The following is a 17,784-nucleotide window of genomic DNA, read 5'->3' as shown; positions in this document are numbered from 1 at the left end:
GTGAAATCTAGGGCGCGATTATACGCTAATTCCACATTAACTGGAGCCTTTGCGCTTAGCTGGGTAAACTGCGCTGCAATTCTTTCATTAACCGACAAAAGAGACCAAATTTTATGCACCCTGTTATTGATGCTTTATTAACCCGTCGCTCGGTTACCGCTAAAGACATGATTGCCCCTGGGCCAAATCGCGACCAATTAGATGTAATTTTGAAAGCCGGTCACCGCGTGCCAGACCACGGCAAAATAGGCCCTTGGCGTTTTGTGGTGTTTGAAGGCGATGCGCGCGCGCGTTTTGGCGACGCGCTAGCAAAAATTTTTGCTAGCAAAAACACAGACGCCAGTGAAAAGTTACTCGCTTTTGAAGCCGATCGCTTTAACCGTGCCCCTTGCGTAGTAGCTGTTATAGCAGCCCCTATTGAACATAAAGTACCCGAGTGGGAGCAGGTACTTTCTGCCGGTGCGGCGTGCATGAATATGCTACACGCTGCCCATGCACAAGGGTTTGTTGCCCAGTGGCTAACCGAGTGGTACGCGTATGATGCCGATGTGGATGCCCTACTCGGCCTGCAAGCAAACGAGCGTGTTGCTGGGTATATTTATGTTGGCTCTGCCGCACAAGCGCCTAGTGAGCGAGAACGACCTGCGCTGGAAGACAGGGTGAGTTATTTTGAGTAACAGGTGACAGAAGCGTGTTTGTTCACGCTTCTTTTATGTAAGGTTTTCTCGAAATAAATATTTCACCTTCACTTACCCTTCCTGCTTTCCTCTAATTTCAATTCATTTTTTATTTCCCTTTTTTATTTCTTCTTTCCATCTCTCCTTTTCATTTCCTCTTTCCACTTCTTCATTTGCCTTTGTAAACGATCAAAAACCGCACAAAACGCTGCAATATTTCTGACACAAAAAATACATGTTTGTAATTTTTTGTATTCGAAAGATCTATTTTTAAAACTTATGTTAGTTTGCGCTAACCCCTCAGTTTAGATACGCTGCCAACTTAATAATTACGACGCCCAGCTGTAACACAACATTCATATTTCTGCCTCTTTAGTGTCATCTAGTTCATCAAATATATGCGCCACATAAGCGCTGTGGAGCTTTGCGATTGGGGGCCTTTTAGAGGCATTCGCAACTTACTTTTACGGCAAAAAATTAATTTTGAATTTATTTGTGTTGGCCTTTTAAGCCGGCATGAATCTAATTATTACATTTTCGTTTCGAACCCATTAGGAGAGTTTTTACTCATGAAGATTCAAACTTTGTTAAGCATTACCGCATTAAGTGCTGCACTAGCTGCATGTGGCGGTGGCGATGTTGTTATCGATGCACAGAACAACTCACCGGTAGATAACTCTGTTGGCGACAACAGCAACAACGTTGATAACGGTGGAGAAACACCAACTACTCCTACCACTAACCCTTGTGCATCTTACACAGACGCAAGTGGCGTTATTCAAGGTGACTATAGCGCTGCAACGGGCGACTGTACTTACCGCACTAACTTTGTTTCTTTAAACAAGCCTTACGTTGGCGAAGGTGAGCTTTTCTTGGCCGACCTTCCAAATGACGGCGTACATATTTTTAACGGCAGTTTAGTAATTGGTCAAAACTACGATAACGATGCTGACCGTATTGCTGCAGGCATTATGCAAGGTGGTGACGGTTCTGTTTTACGTATTGAAGCCGGCGCTACATTGGCATTCCGCTCTGCTGACGATTACTTTGTAATTAACCGCGGTTCACAAGTTTTTGCCGAAGGTGAAGCTGGCGCACCTATCACGGTTACTTCTGTAAGCGATGCGGTAGACGGCACTGTAGACCCAGAAGCAGACGGCGAATGGGGCGGCATGATCATTAATGGTTTTGGCGTAACTAACAAGTGTGAATACACCGGTTCTGTTGACGATGGCACTATTGCCATTGCGCCAGGCGAAGAGTGTAACGTAGAAGCAGAAGGTAAAGCTGGCGCGGGTCAAACTCATTACGGCGGCGACAACAACGATGATAACTCCGGTGTTTTAAACTACTTTATCGTTAAGCACACTGGTGCACAGGTAGCAGCGGGGAACGAATTAAACGGTATTTCATTTGATGCTGTTGGTTCTGGCACTTTAGTAGATTACTTGCAAGCCTACTCGACTCTTGATGATGGTATCGAAATGTTTGGTGGTGCAGTAAATATCTCTCACTACATAGGCATGTATGTTCGCGATGACTCAATCGATATCGATGAAGGCTACCGCGGCACAATCAGCCACGCGCTGGTTATTCAATCCGAAAACTACGGCAACCAGTGTGTAGAGTCTGACGGTATTGGCAGTCACGATAAAAAAGATCAAGCAACTATTACAGACTTTATTACTCGTGGTTTACATAGCCAAGCAAAAATCAATAACCTAACTTGTATTATTTCTCCATCTAACCAAGGTACTCGCGGTGAAGGTGCTGGCATCCGCATTCGTGAAGCACATATGCCAGAAATCAAAAACACCATTATGACCACCGCATACGGTGCGGAAACGAACCCAGGCACTGAAGATCACTTCTGTCTACGTATCGAACATGAAAGCGGTCAGGCTGCACTGGATGATATTTTAACAATTGAAGATTCTGTATTCGCATGTACTGTATTAACCAAAGGCGACCTTAACGGCTCTTCTACTTTGGATTGGTTAAACCTAGAAAACGATACCATGGCAACGCTTACTGGCGGAGAAAACCCTGCTGACGATGCAACCGATGTAAACATTGCTTTGTTCACCAACGGCTTCTACTCACTACCTGTTGCCGACATGGTAATTAACGGCGGCGCTGTAACAGCTACTCCAGATAACGACCTACTAGGTGCTGTGTCTATGGATGACGACTGGACTGCAAACTGGGCTTACGGCTTGCACGAAGGTAACCGCGGCCAAGCGCTTTGGTTTGTTGCTGAGTAATTCTAGAAAGCTAACAAGTATTTCTAGCAATTAATGCACAGCCGTAAATAAAGGGCGCCCTACGGCGCCCTTTCTATTACTGGCTACCAAACCTTAGCTGCTTCTATTATATAGGTCCGCTCAAATGAACAAATTTAAACGCAATTTAACTGGTGCTTTAGCGGCGTTTCCGCTTAGCGTACTAAGTGTTGCAATTGGCAGCGCTTACGCTCAAGAAGAAACCGCAGAAAGCAAACCCAAAGTAGATTTGGGCATTAAAAGCCCAATTGAAGAAGTATTAATTCTTGGCCGCCTGCAAGATTCCGCCACCGATGTAATTGGTGAGCGTATGGATCAATCTGTTGCTATTGATATTATTACTTCAGAAACATTTAGCCGCACTGGCGATTCCACCGTTGCGGCTGCACTGCGCCGTTTACCGGGCGTAACCTTAGTCGACGACAAATATGTGTACGTGCGCGGTTTGGGTGAACGTTACCTAAGCACCACACTAAACGGTGCAGTAGTGCCATCACCAGATTTAACGCGCAATGTAATTCCGCTAGATATATTCCCTACATCGATTGTGGAATCGCTTTCAGTGCAAAAAGTTGCATCTGCCGATATGCCCGCAGCCTTTGGTGGTGGCCATGTAGACATTCGCACTACTGGCATTCCTGCTGCAACCATGTTTAACATTGAATTAAGCACAGGTATGCATTCCGGCTCCGGTGGCGACTTTATGTCGTACAATGGTGGTGGTGACGACAACAAGGGTGAAGATGACGGCACACGTGCACTCTCTCCTGTTTTACGTAACGCTTTAAGTACCTATCGTGGCAACTTTAGCCCATTCAGTATTCAGGAAGCTCAGCCAGGCATTACTACGACAGAGGCCGAAGCGGTAAACCGAGATTTAGCCACAGAGCTTTTCCGCGATATTACAATTAACAATGAAAGCGGGCAAAAAGACCTTGGCGTAGAATTAAATGCGGGTAGTGTTTTTGACCTGTGGAAAGGTATTGAGCTTGGCGTAGTTGCCGGCGGCTCGTATGATCGCCAATGGCGCAATGCTGATACCGTTCAGCGCAGCTTTAGCGCCCCAGAAGAGCAAGTTAAATTTATAAGTGATAGCACTTTCACTGTAGATTTAACAGGTACTTTAGGGTTTGGTCTTCGATTTAACGAAGAAAACCAAATTAATACGACCAGTATTTTTATTCGCAACACTGATGATACCGTATCTATTAATAACTTTTTTAATGCCAACGACGAGTTATCATCTGGTAAGGGTCAACGCTATACCGAATTTGAATACCAGCAGCGTGAAGTAACTATCAACCAAATTCACGGTGAGCATGAACTTGGTTTCGAAACTATCGAAGCACTTGAGCTGGATATGATCAAGTTCTTAGAAGGTTTGACTGTTAACTGGTATTACTCTGACAGTGAAGCCACTACCGACATTCCTCTCGACCTCCGTATAAATGCGTTTACCACGGCCGACCCAGTGACAGGTGACACCATCACTACAACTGTAGGCTCGCAAGACCGCAACGCTGCTCAATATCGCTTTTCGGATTTACGTGACGATGTAGAAAGTTACGGCTGGGAAGCCACATTCCCTTTCGAACTAGATAAATTCGAAATAAAGCTAATTGGTGGTGCAGAGAATTGGGAAAAAGTGCGCTACTTCGAACAATTGCGTTTTAACCTAGGTGCTAAAACTGAAGAGCGCGCAGAATTTAGCGGCCCGTTAGGCGTACTATATTCCGATGAAAATGTACTAGACCCCGACTTCGGCTACGCCATTAGCGTGCAAGATGCAACAAGCAGTTATTTTGCTGCTAACCGTGTTAGTGCTGGCTACGGTAAACTAGACCTAACTTGGGACCACACAATACGCTTTGTTGCTGGTGTGCGAGGCGAAGATTACCAACAGGTTAACCTTGGCTGGAACCCTAATGAGTTTGACGGCAGCCCGATTGTAGGTTTAACACAAGCTTTCAATCAATTAGAAGCGCAAGCCGATTACAGCAACGGCAACCCTGTTTCGCAATTTTTTGAAGATGCGACCTACTCAGACTCAGAATTATTCTACTCCGCCGCACTAACCTGGATGGTACAAGATTTTTGGGCACAGGATTTCCAGCTACGTGCCAGCTATGCGGATTCAACCGTACGCCCAGACTTGCGTGAAATTGCCAGCAGCAGCTACCTAGACCCTATTACAGATGTATCGGTAAACGGTAACCCAGATGTTGTGCCCTCCACGCTGAAAAACTACGACTTACGTGCTGAGTGGTTTTTCTCTAATGGTGACAACTTCACTGTATCGGCGTTTTATAAGGATATTAAAAACCCAATCGAGTTGTTTGAAGCCGCAGCAGCTGACGACAATATTGCAGCCAAAATTCACAATGCCGATAGCGCTACAGTTTCTGGTATTGAAGTTGAATACTTAAAAGGCCTAGGTGACTTAACCCGTGTATTAGACCCCTTCTACACGCAAGGTAACTTCACTGTAATGGATCACGAATTGGTTACGGGCAACAATGCAGACTCCCCAACTAATGACATTCGTGGCTTAAATGGCGCCTCGGAATACGCAGCTAACGTTTTAATTGGCTTCGATTCTTACGACTCTAAGCACAGTGCCACACTCGCTTACAACGTATTTGGCGAGCGCTTGTACTTTGCTGGTCGTAACGGTTCACCAGACAGCTTCGAGCAGCCTTTCAATTCGCTTAACTTTACTTATTCTTTCTACCCTACAGAAAGCTTAACAGTTAAATTCCGAGCGAAAAACTTGTTGAACGAAGATTTCGTTATTCAAAGAACTACAACAGATACTGACGGCAATGCTTCCGATGTGGATATTATTCGCGAGGAACGCGGCCAAACGTTTAGTTTGAGTTTGAAATATAGTTATTAAGCTAAAAAAATACCCCGCTAGTACTAGCGGGGTATTTCTATAATATTTTCTCTCTATAAATATCCATTCCGAAATAGCTTAACAAATATTAACCCTCCCAGTAATTCAAACTAGAACTTAAAACTCTACAGTCATGTGTCGACTACCCCTCTTTACGTTAAGCGAAGCATACGCACTTAATTTTAGTTAACTTACCAGAATACTATTTTGCTGTACTTTTGGTACAAACAAACTATAGGGTTATTGATCCTAGCAGAATAGGAAGGCAGAGTTACTACAAATTGAATTAATTGAGAGGAAAGTCCCACCGCTCACTTACGAACAGTGGGAGGGAACGATTTTTAAAGAGATAGACTAGTCGGTAAACCCGCACGAGACATTGGTTGAGCCTGTTGCTCTCCAACCATAGGTGCTTTCATCTCCGTAATCAAAATATATAGAAACAGCATTTGTAGGCACATTAAAATCATCTATCCAGCGAGAACTGCTATTACCTTTACAGGTAGTAACAACAGTATCTCCTGTTTCACAAACCATAGTGCAAGAACGTGGCCCCGGGTGGGAGTCTCTATTGCCAATAACTTTACAAGCGGTACCAGAATTTGGGCACCAAGCCTCTAGAGTGCCATTCGAATTACTGTTCCCATAGGTTGAAATAGTAATATTAACCGGTGAAGCATTTGCTTGAGAAAAACCACAAAATATAAATAAGCACACTGCGCCAGCTTTAAAAATTGAACTAATTTTCATCATTAAATCCTTTTGCGTTACTAATTTATTGAAAGAGACTTGAACAACCATATGCTGCACAAGCACTTTCAATGGTATAAATATAGCAATACAGATTTATTTCCAGCACAATGAGAACAACGTCAAGACGTTGTTTTAAGTACATATATTCTACAGTTGATACCCTTTACAAAAGTTACAACAAACAAATTGAAAGCTAGCAGTACTGTTACTTCAACATTCTTACCAAAGTATTATCTTTAAAAAAGTAGTGATGCACTAACGCCGCAATGGCATGGAACGCAATTAGAAAATACCCCACTTTACCAAACAATTCGTGCAACTCTTCTATTTCGTGGGCGAGGTCTTTATTTGGCCCCATAAGTGCGGGCAGCTCTAAACCCCAAAATGGAATAGGTTTGCCCTCGCCGCTTAAAATTAACCAGCCGGCAATGGGCATACCAATCATAAGTGCATACAGCACCGCATGAACTAACCGCGCGAGCAGGGTTTGCCATTTTGGTGGCGTGGGTAGAATGGGCGGTGCAGGTTTTAGCACGCGTACAGCCAACCTTAACCATACCAATGTAAAAATGGTTAACCCTAAAATAAAATGCCACTCTTTTAATAAATTGCGCATGTCTGTGCCGCGCTCAAAAAATGTTCGGCACTCTATGGTTGCATACACCGCAATAAATAAAAGCACCATTAACCAATGCAAGCCAATAGAGAGCTTATTGTAGCTCTTGGGGTTTTGCGGTAATTCGGCACTCGCTTGCGTTACATACTCAACTCTATCTTCACTCATTTGTACTGTTACCTTTTAGTTTTTTAATGTGTAAATATCACCAATGGGTTAGTAGCTATCATTTTCGCCGCTAACCACTACATTCGGGTTACCACTTTCATCAACGGTAACCATAAAATCAATCGGCTTGCAGCACACTTGGCAATCTTCTATATATTCTTGCTCTGGCACGGAGCAATCTATAAGCACACTTATTGGTTCGCCACAAAATGGGCAATAAATACGCTCTTCTACTAGCTGATTCATCACTTACCCCCTACATACAAAACATTTAAGCCTGCAGTTTGGCTGTTGGCCCTAGCAATGGTACCCTTGCCGCCTATTTACAGGTAAACACTACACACCCTATGACCGCCAATACTCCGCTAAACATACTGCAACACACCTTTGGCTACGAGGCTTTCCGCCAACCACAGCAAGATATTATAGATTGCGTATGCCAAGGCGGCGATGCCCTTGTCATAATGCCCACAGGGGGCGGTAAATCCCTTTGTTACCAAATTCCCTCGCTAGCACGAAGCGGCGTAGGTATTGTGGTGTCGCCCCTTATCGCATTAATGGAAGACCAAGTAAATGCCCTTAAGGAATTAGGCGTAAACGCCGGCTACTTAAACTCCGCACTCGATTTACGAACTGCGCAACAGGTAGAACAAGACCTAATAAGTGGCGAACTAGATTTACTTTACATTGCCCCAGAACGGCTAGTGCAACCGCGCACCCTCGCCCTTTTGGCACAGGCGCCACTCGCCTTATTTGCTATAGATGAAGCGCACTGCGTGGCGCAATGGGGGCACGATTTTCGCGCCGACTACTTAAGTTTAAATATATTGCATGAGCGGTTCCCCAATGTGCCGCGCATTGCACTTACCGCCACCGCCGACCAACGCACGCAAGCAGAAATTGTCGAGCGCTTAAGCTTAAACAATGCACAACAATTTATAAGCGGGTTCGACCGACCCAATATTCAATACCGCATTCAACAAAAAGATAAGCCTCGCAACCAATTACTTAATTTTTTACAGTTAGAGCAAGCGGGCAATGCCGGTATTGTTTACTGCCTGTCACGTAAAAAAGTAGAAGAAACCGCTGCGTGGTTAGTTACCCAAGGCTACGATGCGCTGCCCTACCATGCGGGGTTACCCGCGGCTACTCGGCAACAAAATCAAATGCGTTTTTTGCGCGACGACAATGTAATAATTGTTGCAACCATTGCCTTTGGTATGGGTATAGATAAACCCGACGTGCGTTTTGTTGTGCACTTAGATATGCCCAAAAGTGTAGAGGCCTACTATCAAGAAACAGGCCGCGCAGGGCGCGATGGCGACGCCGCAACCGCTTTGCTTTTATACGGCTTAGAAGACGTGGTTAAACTGCAGCAAATGATGGCCACATCGGAGGGCAGCGAAGAGTTCAAACGCCACGAACAACAGCGCCTAAGTGTCATGCTGGGCTTGTGCGAGATAACCACCTGCCGCCGCGCAACCCTACTGCGCTATTTTGGCGACGAGCTGCCCCACCCTTGCGGTAATTGCGACAACTGCTTGCAACCCGCCGACACCTGGGACGCCAGTGAACCCGTACGCATGGCTTTAAGCTGTGTTTACCGCAGCGAGCAGCGCTTTGGTGCATCGCACGTTATAGATATTTTGCGTGGCTCCGACAACGAGAAAATACGTAAATTCGGCCACGATAAATTATCAACTTACGGCATAGGTAAAGGGCTAGCCATTACCGAATGGCGATCTATTTTTAGGCAGCTGGTTGCACGCGGTTACCTAACCGTCGACCCTAATGGGTACGGTAGTTTGATTCTTACAGAAAGTTGCCGACCAATATTACGCGGCGAAGAACCAATAGAATTACGCAAAGATAAAGCCACCTTAAAAGCCCCCTCTGTGCGTAAACGTTTATTAGATATTGATGAAGCCGACATGGGATTATGGAATGCCTTGCGACGGGTACGCAAAGAATTAGCCGATGAACACGGCGTGCCCCCCTACGTAATTTTTCACGATGCCACGCTAAAAGAAATGATAGAAAAGCGCCCCATGAACGATTCAGAGCTCTTGTGTATTTCTGGTATTGGCGACAGAAAACTTGAACAGTACGGCGGCGAGTTTTTAGAAGTGTTACGCGAATATGAATACGCGCAAGACTAGTTTTTAAATTAGGCGCAGGCTTATTGCCTGCGCAGTAGCGGTATACTGCCCTCACTCGCCATTCGGTAGGCAGTGGATACGCCAAGCAGCAAAAATATAATGTCTATCCAACCGAAGCTTGCCTTAAACACTTCTGACGTTGCAAATCCTCCTAGTGCCCGCTCTATATCCTCACCAGAATAAATATCTGTCATGGGTTCAAAGTCTTCATACGCTAGTTCAAGGTCTTCGCGATGTTCATCCACCACCGCCTGACTTATTGCTGAGGGATCGTCTTCATAGACATACTCATATTCAACTAGGTATTCACGCAAAGCATGGTCAGACGCTAAGGCGCTTTGCAATTTTTGTGCTTCAGCCCGCATTTGGTCTGCCATTTCAGTCAAATCCACTTCGCTACTTATTTGCTGCAACTCTTCAAAATATTGTGCAGTAAACGACGAAGCAACTAAATATTTGCCACCCAGAATAGCCACCAAGGCCAGTGCACCACAAAGGTAACCTGCGTTATCTCCTTCGGCCCCATAATAAACGGCTGCCGCACCAATTAGCCCACCTATGCCCCAAGCCAAAAAGCCGAGTTCGTAGTTAAATGTAACCGCCACAAACTGCCAAGCAAGCGCGCCAACCAACGCAGCCACACTCGCAGCCAATAAAACTTTGGTGGTGGATACCGGTACTTCTGTTTCGTCTTCTTCCTTTTGCGTGTTCACACCCAGCACACGCCCTTGCGGTTGAGCGCTCTCGTTTGGTTCTGCAAATGCTGCCACTTTGGCAACAATTACACCGCAGCCACTACACGCCTGCGCCTTAGGCTGCTGCAAGTTGCATTTTGGGCAGCGCATTTCTGTAGATGGTAATGGCGTTTCGACGGGTTCTACATCGGCGGGATCGGATTCTAAAGGTGCCAATGATAAAGTAGCTAAAGAAGGTGCAGAGCTATCACTTTGCGGGGTAGCACTCGATACTTGCGGTTCTTCTATGGGCTCTAGCGATAAGCCCATTGCAGCGGGATCTTTTTTTACGCGCTGCAGAGCAACATCCAAGCCTATTTGCTCTAACTTAGTTTTTAGTTGATAGGCTTTGGCATGCGCGATAGATTTTTTAACCGCGCGCTTGCCTTCAATAATAGCCTTTGCTTTTTTAACATCTATTTTAGCCAACTGGGCAAACGCAGCAATAACCTCTTCTGGTGCGCGCTCGTTTTTGTACAACCCAGTACACACAACATCAAATAAGGCTTCGCTTGGCATTGTATTTCCTTGTATCCATTTTTAATTTTGTTATGTCCATTCATTCCTTCGCAACTGCCTAACAAACTAGGCGCGGCCTATTACCAGACCTTCGAGCCAAACCGTCGAATAAGCGATCCGTATAACAGCTGCGTACAAGAGTTTCGTTTAAGTAATAAGTTGTAAACCGCCAAACATTGCTTTATTTGTACGAAATATAATCTACCGACTAAAACGCCAATTGAATGTATAAGCTCGATAATACGAATAAAAGGCACTATATTCAATGCTGCTTTTATAATGAGCAAAAAAAAGCCCGCCATAAAAGCGGGCCTAAGCAAGATATCAAAAATCTAGCTACTGAACGTTAATAGTCGCTACAGCTATCGCATTTTCTTTTACGTATCCCTTTTGCCCAGAGCCAACAGTAACTTCTACCCTGCCAGTATAGGTTTGGGTTTTACCATTATCGTCTATATAGGTAAGCACTCTCGCCGGCAAGTTAAATTCAAGCTCGGTGCTTTCGCCTGCCGCAAGCTTGGTACGTTTAAACGCTTTTAAATCGCGGATGGGCGTGTTTGCGGGGGCATCTAGCAAACTTATATAAACTTGGGCAACGTCTTCTGCTTGCATTTTACCGGTATTGGTTACGCTTACAGCTATAGGTAGCGCTTTGCCCGCTTCTGCAGTATTTGCTACGACTAAATTGTTATAAGCAAAATCAACGTAACCTAAACCGTGGCCAAATGCATACAAAGGCTCACCGCGGTAAAATTTATAGGTGCGGTTTTCCATGTGGTAATCATTAAATGCTGGTAGATCGTCTACGCCTTTGTAAAAGGTTACAGGTAAGCGGCCACTCGGGCTTACATCGCCCCACAAAATATTAGCTAACGCTGTACCGGTTGCTTCACCTGGGTAAAACGCTTGCAGTATTGCGTCTAGCTTTTCGCTTTCCCAATTTAAAGCCATGGCACTACCACTAAAGTTAACCATTACAACAGGTTTACCCGTTGCTTTTAATTGTTTAAGCAAATTGGTTTGTACTTTAGGTAAATTAATGTGCGTACGATCACCGTGAGTAAAGCCATCTAGCTCTAGCGGCATTTCTTCGCCTTCAAGGTGCGCATCTATACCGCCCATAAAAATAATCACATCGGCTTTTCGGGCAGCAGCTAATGCCTCTTCTTCTAAATCGCGCGACTCATCTAGCCAAGTAAGTTTTCCGTACGGGTGTATTGCATTAACGGGCCACCATTTTTGCACGCCAAAAATAGCTTTTATGTTATAGCTTTCACCTGCCTTTAGGTTAACAGCCCCATTAACAGGTTTGCCGTTAATGGCTAATGCAACCGTGCCCGAGAAACGGTAGCTACCCGACTTTTTCGGTTTAAGTATGCCTGTCCATACTGCACTAAATTCATCATCTAACGAATTATCAATAGGCGATACAGGCCAAGAGAAATTAATATCTGCATCAATTCTATTTAACGCTGGGGTTGCGCTAAAGGTATCGTCGTTAATTTCAGCTGCGTTGTAATAATCGGCGTAATACTCTGCTTTTAAGCCTGCAGCTAAATTACCATTTGCATCTTTATGATAAAAATTTTCTGCACTTATCGGTTCGTAGTGGCTGTATATATCGGCTATTTGTGCACTGCCTGGGGCATAAAATACGTTGGCCTCGCCAACACGATTAACAATCCCCTCTAGCGGCAACACAGGTTTCACTGGTACGCCGTGGTAGTTGCCTACCAATACATCTTCATCAACTGCATTTGGCCCTATTACGGCTACCTTTACCCCTGCTTTTAATGGCAATACACCATTGTTTTTTAGCAGCACAATAGATTTTTCTGCCGCTTCTTGGGTTAGCGCTAGGTGCTTAGGTGAACCTACAACATCCATACCAATTTCGCTGTAAGGCACGCGGTCTTGCTCGTCAAACATGCCAAGCTTAATACGCGCTTTAAACAAACGCTTTACCGCTATATCAATATAATCTTCTGTAATTAAACCTTGCTGTAACGCGTAATGCAGGTTGGTGTAGGTATTGCCATGTGAATCGCCACAGTTTAAATCGGTACCCGATTTAACGGCCCACGCTGCAGCCTCTGCAGGTGAGTCAACCACGTGGTGCGATCTACTCTCGTAAAAATCGGCAATGGCGCCACAGTCAGACACGACATAACCGTTAAAGCCCATATCGCCACGCAAAATTTCTTGCATTAATTCATTATTGCCACAGGCAGGTGCCCCATCTACACGGTTGTAGGCACACATTAACGATTGCACGTTAGTCTCTGCTATTGCCATGCGAAATGCAGGCAAATAGGTTTCGAATAAATCTTTACGGGTTGGATGGTAGTCATCCGAATGACGCGTTTTTTCGGGGCCGCTGTGTACGGCATAGTGCTTAATTGTCGCTACGGCTTTTAGGTAATCGCTGTTGTCGTTTTCGCCTTGAATACCCTTAACAAAATTAATGGCCATACGCCCCGTTAAGAACGGGTCTTCACCGTAGGTTTCTTGCCCCCTGCCCCAACGCGGGTCGCGGAAGATATTAATATTTGGCGACCAAAAGGTAAGCCCGCCGTATATGGTGCGCACGTCTTTCGATAGGAAGTCGTGATACTTAGCGCGCCCCTCATCAGAAATAGAAGTAGCCACGCGCAACATTAAGTCTTCATCAAATGTAGACGCTAAGCCTATTGCCTGCGGGTATACCGTTGCTTTACCCGCACGGGCCACACCGTGCAACGATTCGTTCCACCAATTGTAGGCGGGAATACCCAATCGCTCGATTGCGGGCGTATCGTTAAACATTTGGGCAATTTTTTCGGTTGTGGTTAAACGCGATACCAAGTCGTCTACGCGGGCATCTACACTTAAGCTTGCATCCCTAAACGGGTAGGTAGCCGTACTAGCTGCGGTATCTTGCGGTTGATTGGCATTAGGTGCAGCGCTTTTGCTACATGCAGTTAGCCCCTGCAGAATTACCCCTAACGTAATTACACCTACTAAAAAGTGTTTATTCATAGTGTCACCTGTTTTTTATGGTTATCATTCGCCCACTTTATAGTGAGCTTAGACTGCTTTACTTCCATTTACCGGCTGCGCGGTAGACTCTTTAAGGGCTAGCTTCCTGCTGGCTATTAATAGGTCACCTTTTTTACAGCTCGTTTATACATTTACTAAATAGTTGTTTACCTAGTAATGAATTCTGACAAAACACCTACAACGTTCGACAGCCACCGCTTTTGCCTTGCTCCGATGATGGACTGGTCAGACAAACACTGCCGCTACTTTTGGCGCCAATTAACTAAAAAATCGCGCCTTTATACCGAGATGGTTGTTACTGGCGCCATTATTCACGGCGACCGCGAACGTTTTTTACAATTCAATAACGCCGAGCACCCCATTGCACTGCAAGTGGGTGGCAGCGACCCCGCCGCATTGGCCCAATGCGCGCGTATAGCGCAGGATTGGGGCTACGACGAAATTAACCTTAATTGCGGCTGCCCTAGCGACCGCGTACAAAATGGCATGATTGGCGCCATTTTGATGTCTAAACCCGAACTCGTTGCCGAGTGCATAGACGCCATGCAAAAGGCCTGTGATATTCCAGTAACCGTCAAACACCGCATTGGTATTGACGATATGGAAGATTACGAAGCGCTTAGCAACTTTGTAACAACCGTTGCCCAAACGGGCTGTAACACCTTTATAGTGCATGCCCGCAAAGCGTGGCTAAAAGGGTTAAGCCCCAAAGAGAACCGCGAGATTCCCCCGCTGCGCTACGATTTAGTAGTGCAACTTAAAAAGGCTTTCCCACACTTAAACATTGTTATAAACGGCGGCATTAACTGTTTAGAGCAAGCCAAAACCCTTTTAAACGACCTCGATGGCGTAATGATTGGCCGCGAGGCGTACCACAACCCCTTCTTTTTGGCGGATGTAGACCAAAAGCTATTTGGTACCCCTAACCCCAGCGCCAATCGCCACGAAGTGTTAGATAAATTTATTCACTACGCCGAACAGCAAAACGCCGCCGGTACGCGCTTACACCATATGTCGCGTCACATTTTGGGCTTATATTTAGGCCAAAAAGGCGCTAGGGCGTTTCGCCGTCATATCACTATTCACGCAGCTAACCGCGAAGCGAGCGCTGTGGTGCTGCGAGAAGCCAAACAATTGGTAGATATAGGCTAAATAACGGCACTAAGCTGATTTTAGGTGATCTAAGCTAAACCAAGCCAAGTTGTACACATAAAATACAAATTGGCATATGCAACACAAAAACAGTCATAGTTGCGCCTTATGGTAGATGTTACAATAAGGCTTTAGCTATTGTGTTGCAATACCCCTAGCGGGATAATGTCGCAACAATATTGACAATAATTTGATAAGATCTTTGACACCAAAACTCATGGGGAGTCGTATGACCAACAAGTTAGAACAACTTAAGCAGTTTTCCAGCGTAGTAGCCGACACGGGCGATATCGAAGCCATTAAGCGCTACCAGCCTTTAGATGCAACCACCAACCCATCGTTGCTATTTAAAGCCGCGCAATTGCCACAGTACGCCCCTCTTCTAGAAAAGGCATTGGCAGAATCTAGCTCTATTGATGACGCCTGTGACCGTCTAGCTGTAGCGATTGGCTGCGAAATTCTAAAAATCGTTCCTGGCCGCGTTTCAACCGAAGTAGATGCGCGTTTGTCTTTCGATAAAAACGCGTCTATTGATAAAGCCCACCGCTTAATTGATATGTACGAAGCAAACGGCATAGGCAAAGAGCGCGTACTTATTAAGCTGGCTTCAACCTGGGAAGGCATTCGTGCGGCCGAGCAACTTCAAAAAGAAGGCATCGACTGTAACCTAACGTTGTTATTTAGCTTCAGCCAAGCCGCCGCTTGTGCCGACGCCGGTGTTTTCTTAATTTCGCCATTTGTGGGCCGTATTTTGGATTGGTACAAAGCCAATACCGATAAAAAAGAATACTTACCACACGAAGACCCAGGCGTAATTTCGGTAAGCCGCATTTACAACTACTACAAGCAGCACGACTACAAAACCGTTGTTATGGGCGCAAGCTTCCGCAACACCGGTGAGCTTGAAGAGCTAGCAGGCTGTGACCGCTTAACAATTAGCCCAGACCTACTAGAAGCACTTGCGCAAGATACAGGTAAACTAGAGCGTAAATTGTCGCCAGAAAACAGCGGCGAGCCTATTGCTAAGCTTATCGAAAACGAGTCGCAATACCGCTTCTCGAATAACGAAGATGCTATGGCTACCCACAAGTTGGCCGAAGGTATTCGCAACTTTGCTAAAGATCAGATCAACCTTATTAATCTTCTAAAAAGCAAAGCCTAGACCTCAGCGCTTCTGACGGGTATCTTACGGGTACCCGTCAGAGCAACAATAATGAGGCTGCTCCCCTGTGATTTCACACATCAAATCTTTCTTTCAAACCGAGTTTTTTAATATTCTCGACGGTCAAGATGAGTCTGACCAAATAACCCTTAGTGAAGATAAGCGCCAGCTCGCCTGCGCAGCGCTACTAATTGAAGTGGCAATTGTGGATAACGAGTTCGATCAAGAGGAGTTTAACGCCCTACAGGCTATTTTAGAGTCTGACTTTGGCGTTACTGAGGACCAGTGCAAAACCCTCACCACCCTTGCCCAGCAAGAGTGCGAAGCCGCAACCTCTACCTACCAATTCACACAATTAGTGAATAACCACTGCACCGCAGAAGACAAATTCAGCCTAATAAAAGGGATGTGGACTATTGCCTATGCCGATGGCGATTTAGACAAGTACGAAGAGTACGTTATTCGCAAGGTGTCAGATTTGATTCACGTGTCCCACGCAGACTTTATACGCGCCAAAATTGAAGCCCGTCCCGACAACTAGCCCCCAGCAAGGCCAATAGCACGCTAAAAATTAGAGCAACGCCAGAAACCTGTCTACACTAAAAGCTGGACACTATTTATTCTGGCGGGCGTTGGCAATATGGCATTAGGGCTATCTAAGGTATTTTCTTCTGTAACCAAGCCTAAACTGGTTGAGGTAACAGAACCCAAAATTTACAGCATCAAAAACGCTCAAGAAGCGTATTACCGCTATTTATTCCCGCAAAATACCGAACAGCCCTTAAGCCTGCCGCAAAAACTCGTTATAAATGTTGTGCAAGAAGCTTTGCAAAAAAAGCCTACCAGACAAAAAGCCGTACCGCATTTACCCCATGTAATTCCGCGTTTAATGCGCAGCCTGCGCGACCCCGACAGCTCGGTAAAAGACTACGTAGAAATTATTAATAAAGACCCAGTTATGAGTGCAGCCGTGCTTAAACTGGGCAATAGCGTTTACTTTAACCCAATAGGTAAACGTATAGATAACATTGAGCGCGCAGTAGTAAAACTGGGAATTGAAGGCTTGAGGGCGGTGCTTTCTGCTGCGGTTATGCAACCAATTATTCAGCGCGAAAGTGCATACTTTTCGCAGTGTGGGCAACGCATGTGGCAGCATTCACTAAACACAGCCGTTGCGTGCGAAATAATTGCAAAAAACACTAAAACACCAGAGCCCTTCAAAGTGTATTTACTAGGGCTGGTGCACGACATTGGCAAAATCACAATTTTTAGCGAACTGTGTAAGCAATTTAAAAAGAACGGCGAAGAAATATCGCCTGGTTACAACGCTTTTGTACCGCTCATGAAAGTACTTTCACCTGCAGTAAGCTATTGGGTTGCTAAAGATTGGGAGCTGCCTACAGAATTATGTAAAGCCCTTGCAGAGCAAGTAAACATTTCGGCGGGCAGCAAGGTATCACCTTACGCACATATATTATACAAAGCCAATATGGTAACCGAGGTTTACACCACGTCTTACGCTAATAATAAAAAGCTCGCCGCTAGCGTGCTAGCAGGGCTAGACCTACCTGAAAATATGTTTGATACTTTAGACACGCTATCGCTAGAGCTTTAACAATTTTAATCA

13 protein-coding genes are annotated in these 17,784 nt (G+C 45.3%); 8 read left to right on the top strand and 5 right to left on the bottom strand.

The features are described from left to right. The first annotated feature begins 113 nt into the window (after positions 1–113). The 3 genes from SDE_RS07825 (at position 114) to SDE_RS07815 (ending at position 5,855) form a co-directional block, all read left to right on the top strand. Positions 114–677, top strand: coding sequence for a nitroreductase family protein (locus SDE_RS07825; RefSeq protein ID WP_011467977.1), 564 nt, complete (start codon positions 114–116; stop codon positions 675–677). 569 nt (positions 678–1,246) lie between these two features. After that, positions 1,247–2,941: a hypothetical protein gene (locus tag SDE_RS07820; protein WP_011467976.1), complete on the top strand. Its 1,695-nt coding sequence runs from the start codon at positions 1,247–1,249 to the stop codon at positions 2,939–2,941. Between the two features lie 124 nt (positions 2,942–3,065). Next, positions 3,066–5,855 carry a TonB-dependent receptor domain-containing protein gene (locus tag SDE_RS07815; protein WP_011467975.1) on the top strand — a complete coding sequence of 930 codons (2,790 nt, stop codon included), beginning with the start codon at positions 3,066–3,068 and terminating at the stop codon, positions 5,853–5,855. 354 nt (positions 5,856–6,209) lie between these two features. Here SDE_RS07815 and SDE_RS07810 read toward each other — a convergent pair whose 3' ends face one another. The 3 genes from SDE_RS07810 to SDE_RS07800 all read right to left on the bottom strand — a co-directional run bounded on the left by SDE_RS07810 (position 6,210) and on the right by SDE_RS07800 (position 7,638). Beyond that, on the bottom strand, positions 6,210–6,665 hold the full coding sequence (locus SDE_RS07810; RefSeq protein WP_158303865.1) for a hypothetical protein: 456 nt from the start codon (positions 6,663–6,665) through the stop codon (positions 6,210–6,212). 148 nt (positions 6,666–6,813) lie between these two features. Further along, positions 6,814–7,392 (bottom strand): cytochrome b, encoded by a 579-nt coding sequence (locus SDE_RS07805; protein ID WP_011467973.1) that lies wholly within the window; start codon positions 7,390–7,392, stop codon positions 6,814–6,816. Positions 7,393–7,440: 48 nt separating this feature from the next. Beyond that, positions 7,441–7,638: a CPXCG motif-containing cysteine-rich protein gene (locus SDE_RS07800; RefSeq protein WP_011467972.1), complete on the bottom strand. Its 198-nt coding sequence runs from the start codon at positions 7,636–7,638 to the stop codon at positions 7,441–7,443. Positions 7,639–7,739: 101 nt separating this feature from the next. Here SDE_RS07800 and recQ point away from each other — a divergent pair, with 101 nt between their 5' ends. Continuing rightward, complete coding sequence (recQ, locus tag SDE_RS07795; protein ID WP_011467971.1) at positions 7,740–9,551, top strand: DNA helicase RecQ; 1,812 nt, start codon at positions 7,740–7,742, stop codon at positions 9,549–9,551. A 20-nt stretch (positions 9,552–9,571) separates the two neighbouring features. On the opposite strand, the gene SDE_RS21250 is transcribed toward recQ, so the two are convergent. Next, positions 9,572–10,804 carry a hypothetical protein gene (locus tag SDE_RS21250; protein WP_011467970.1) on the bottom strand — a complete coding sequence of 411 codons (1,233 nt, stop codon included), beginning with the start codon at positions 10,802–10,804 and terminating at the stop codon, positions 9,572–9,574. 336 nt (positions 10,805–11,140) lie between these two features. Further along, complete coding sequence (locus SDE_RS07785) at positions 11,141–13,822, bottom strand: glycoside hydrolase family 3 C-terminal domain-containing protein (protein WP_011467969.1); 2,682 nt, start codon at positions 13,820–13,822, stop codon at positions 11,141–11,143. A gap of 177 nt (positions 13,823–13,999) precedes the next feature. Between SDE_RS07785 and dusA the strand changes: the two genes are divergently transcribed. The 4 genes from dusA (at position 14,000) to SDE_RS07765 (ending at position 17,772) form a co-directional block, all read left to right on the top strand. Then, positions 14,000–14,995: a tRNA dihydrouridine(20/20a) synthase DusA gene (gene dusA / locus SDE_RS07780; RefSeq protein ID WP_011467968.1), complete on the top strand. Its 996-nt coding sequence runs from the start codon at positions 14,000–14,002 to the stop codon at positions 14,993–14,995. 229 nt (positions 14,996–15,224) lie between these two features. Then, positions 15,225–16,157 carry a transaldolase gene (gene tal / locus SDE_RS07775; protein ID WP_011467967.1) on the top strand — a complete coding sequence of 311 codons (933 nt, stop codon included), beginning with the start codon at positions 15,225–15,227 and terminating at the stop codon, positions 16,155–16,157. Positions 16,158–16,224: 67 nt separating this feature from the next. Next, a complete protein-coding gene (locus SDE_RS07770) occupies positions 16,225–16,698 on the top strand; it encodes a TerB family tellurite resistance protein (protein ID WP_011467966.1) in 474 nt (157 codons plus the stop codon). A 99-nt stretch (positions 16,699–16,797) separates the two neighbouring features. Beyond that, positions 16,798–17,772, top strand: coding sequence for an HDOD domain-containing protein (locus SDE_RS07765; protein ID WP_011467965.1), 975 nt, complete (start codon positions 16,798–16,800; stop codon positions 17,770–17,772). Positions 17,773–17,784 lie beyond the last annotated feature (12 nt).

The sequence above is a fragment of the Saccharophagus degradans 2-40 genome, assembly GCF_000013665.1.
Classification (GTDB): Bacteria; Pseudomonadota; Gammaproteobacteria; order Pseudomonadales; family Cellvibrionaceae; genus Saccharophagus; species Saccharophagus degradans.
This window is presented reverse-complemented; position numbering and strand designations above follow the sequence as displayed.

Coding starts and splice junctions, on each gene's coding strand:
- SDE_RS07820 (WP_011467976.1), top strand. CDS start 1,247: ATGAAGATTCAAACTTTGTTAAGCATTACCGCATTAAGTGCTGCACTA.
- SDE_RS07815 (WP_011467975.1), top strand. CDS start 3,066: ATGAACAAATTTAAACGCAATTTAACTGGTGCTTTAGCGGCGTTTCCG.
- SDE_RS07785 (WP_011467969.1), bottom strand. CDS start 13,822: ATGAATAAACACTTTTTAGTAGGTGTAATTACGTTAGGGGTAATTCTG.
- SDE_RS07825 (WP_011467977.1), top strand. CDS start 114: ATGCACCCTGTTATTGATGCTTTATTAACCCGTCGCTCGGTTACCGCT.
- SDE_RS07805 (WP_011467973.1), bottom strand. CDS start 7,392: ATGAGTGAAGATAGAGTTGAGTATGTAACGCAAGCGAGTGCCGAATTA.
- dusA (WP_011467968.1), top strand. CDS start 14,000: ATGAATTCTGACAAAACACCTACAACGTTCGACAGCCACCGCTTTTGC.
- SDE_RS07800 (WP_011467972.1), bottom strand. CDS start 7,638: ATGAATCAGCTAGTAGAAGAGCGTATTTATTGCCCATTTTGTGGCGAA.
- SDE_RS21250 (WP_011467970.1), bottom strand. CDS start 10,804: ATGCCAAGCGAAGCCTTATTTGATGTTGTGTGTACTGGGTTGTACAAA.
- tal (WP_011467967.1), top strand. CDS start 15,225: ATGACCAACAAGTTAGAACAACTTAAGCAGTTTTCCAGCGTAGTAGCC.
- SDE_RS07765 (WP_011467965.1), top strand. CDS start 16,798: ATGGCATTAGGGCTATCTAAGGTATTTTCTTCTGTAACCAAGCCTAAA.
- recQ (WP_011467971.1), top strand. CDS start 7,740: ATGACCGCCAATACTCCGCTAAACATACTGCAACACACCTTTGGCTAC.